Consider the following 2,016-nt stretch of genomic DNA (forward strand, 5'->3'; position numbering starts at 1 on the left):
GGCGACGCCGCGCCCCTGCGGGCCCCGCGCGACGTGGTGCGCAGCGCCCTGCTGCGCCATGTGTCGGTGCCCGACGCGTGGGAGCGCTGGAGCGAGGTCCACGGCGTGCCCGGGCTCGATGCGCTGGCCGGCCCGCAGTTCGACCAGTTCGAAAGCATGATCCGCGCCGTCTCGGTGGGCATGGGCGTCGCCCTGGTGCCGCGCTGCCTGGTGCACGACGAGATCGCCGCGGGCGTGGTGGCCGAGCCCCTGGCCCAGGGCGGCTACGCCAGCGCGCTGGGCTACTGGTTCTGCTACCCCGAGGCCCGAGCGCAGCTGGCCACGCTGGACCGGTTCCGCCAATGGCTGCTGGACTCGGCGGCCGGTCCGCACGCTGCGCAGGCGGGCTGAAACCGCCCCGCGCCTGGCATTCGAACAAAAACAGCGGTACGCCCTAGTATTTATTGTCCTCGATGCTATATAAAACATAGCAAAATAACAGACCATCGGCACGGCGTTCGGCAGGCCGAGGCCGACGCCGGGGCGACGTACACGGGCCGCACGGGCCCGTGTCGCGCCTCACTCCCCGCGCACCTCGGCCACCATGCGTTCGAGCCGCGCGGCATCGACGACCACCAGCGCGCGGCCGTCCTTTTGCAGCACGCCGGCCTTGACCAGCACGCCCAGTTCGCGCGTGACCTGCTCGCGGTTGGTGCTGATCTGGCTGGCCAGTTCGGCGTGGGCAGGCGCGGGCTCGATGCGGGCCTGGTTGCCCTGCACGCCGGCTGCGCGCGCCAGGCGCAGCAGCTCGGCATGCAGGCGGTTGTGCACGCCCAGGGTGCTCAGGTCGATCACGCGGTCGGACAACTGGCGCACCAGCGAGGCCAGGTAATGCATCACCCGCTGCGCGACCAGGGGCTCGTCGCGCAGCAGGGCCAGGAACCCTTCGCGCGAGAGGCTGGCCACCAGGGTGGTGTCCAGCGTCACGACGTCGGCCGAGCGCGGGCCGCCGTCGATGGCCGCGATCACGCCGATGTGCTCGCCCGGTTCGCAGTCGCGGAAGGTGACCTGCCGGCCGCTGGCCGAATAGGTGGTGATGCGCAGGCGCCCCGCCACCAGGAAGAACACGTCGCCGCCCTCGGCCGCGCGCGACAGCAGCGGCTTGCGCGCTGGCAGCTGATGCCAGTCGCACTGCTGCGCCAGCCGTTCCAGGCACGCATCGCCCAACCCCTCGAACAAGGGAATGCGGCGCAGGGCGAGGCTGGAGCGGGCGGGGGGAGCGTTCATGCGGGCAAAGGCCGTGGCCAGAAAAGGAAAAAGGAGGGCCAGGGCGGCGCCAGGGCATGCGGGAAGGCCGGCGGGCCGAACCGGGTGCCGCATTATGCTCAGCGCCGCCCCGGCGAATGGCCGGGCGGATTCCATCGACCCACCACACGCCTTCTACCGTGCCCGCGCCCCTGCCCCCGCTGACCCTGCCCTCCCAGCGCAACCTGCGCTGGGCCAGCGGCGTGGTCCTGTGGCTGTATGTGGCGCTGCACCTGGCCACGCACGCCACCGGGCTGGTGTCGCTGGCCGCGGCCGAAGCCACGCGGCGTGCCGTGCATGGCGCCTGGGCCACGCTGCCGGGCACCGTGCTGCTCTATGGCGCGGTGGCCGTTCACCTGGCCATGGCGGGCGCCGCCGTGTGGCAGCGCCGCAGCCTGCGCATGCCGGCCGTGGAGGCGCTGCGCCTGCTGCTCGGGCTGCTGCTGCCGCTGCTGCTGGCGGCGCATTTCTCGGGCACGCGCTACCTGGGCGAAATCGACGGGCTGGAGCCCTCCTACGTGCGCATCGTGCGGGCCATCTGGAGCCCGGAGGGGCTCTGGCTGCAACTGGCGCTGCTGCTGGCGGCCTGGACACACGGCTGCCTGGGCCTGCATCTGGCGCTGCGCATCCGGGCCCGGTGGCAGCGCCTGCAGCCGGTGCTGCTGGCCGCCGCCGTGCTGCTGCCCGTGCTGGCGGCGCTCGGCGTGGTGTCCATGGGCCGCGAGATCGCCT

Annotated in this window: 2 protein-coding genes and 1 pseudogene; 2 read left to right on the plus strand and 1 reads right to left on the minus strand. The window is 72.6% G+C overall.

Annotated elements, in window-relative coordinates:
- Window positions 1–390: LysR substrate-binding domain-containing protein (locus tag AC27IO_RS23435; protein ID WP_498741067.1), on the plus strand; the 390-nt coding region annotated here is incomplete at its 5' end.
- A gap of 168 nt (window positions 391–558) precedes the next feature.
- Here AC27IO_RS23435 and AC27IO_RS23440 read toward each other — a convergent pair.
- Window positions 559–1,266 carry a Crp/Fnr family transcriptional regulator gene (locus tag AC27IO_RS23440; protein ID WP_487116223.1) on the minus strand — a complete coding sequence of 236 codons (708 nt, stop codon included), beginning with the start codon at window positions 1,264–1,266 and terminating at the stop codon, window positions 559–561.
- Between the two features lie 158 nt (window positions 1,267–1,424).
- On the opposite strand from AC27IO_RS23440, the pseudogene AC27IO_RS23445 reads away from it, so the two are divergent.
- A pseudogene (locus AC27IO_RS23445) lies at window positions 1,425–2,016 on the plus strand (adenylate/guanylate cyclase domain-containing protein); the annotation flags it as partial.

The organism is Acidovorax sp. KNOB132 (assembly GCF_057541515.1).

Excerpts from the sequence above, each read along its gene's own strand:
- AC27IO_RS23440 (WP_487116223.1), bottom strand. The coding sequence starts at position 1,266 with ATGAACGCTCCCCCCGCCCGCTCCAGCCTCGCCCTGCGCCGCATTCCC.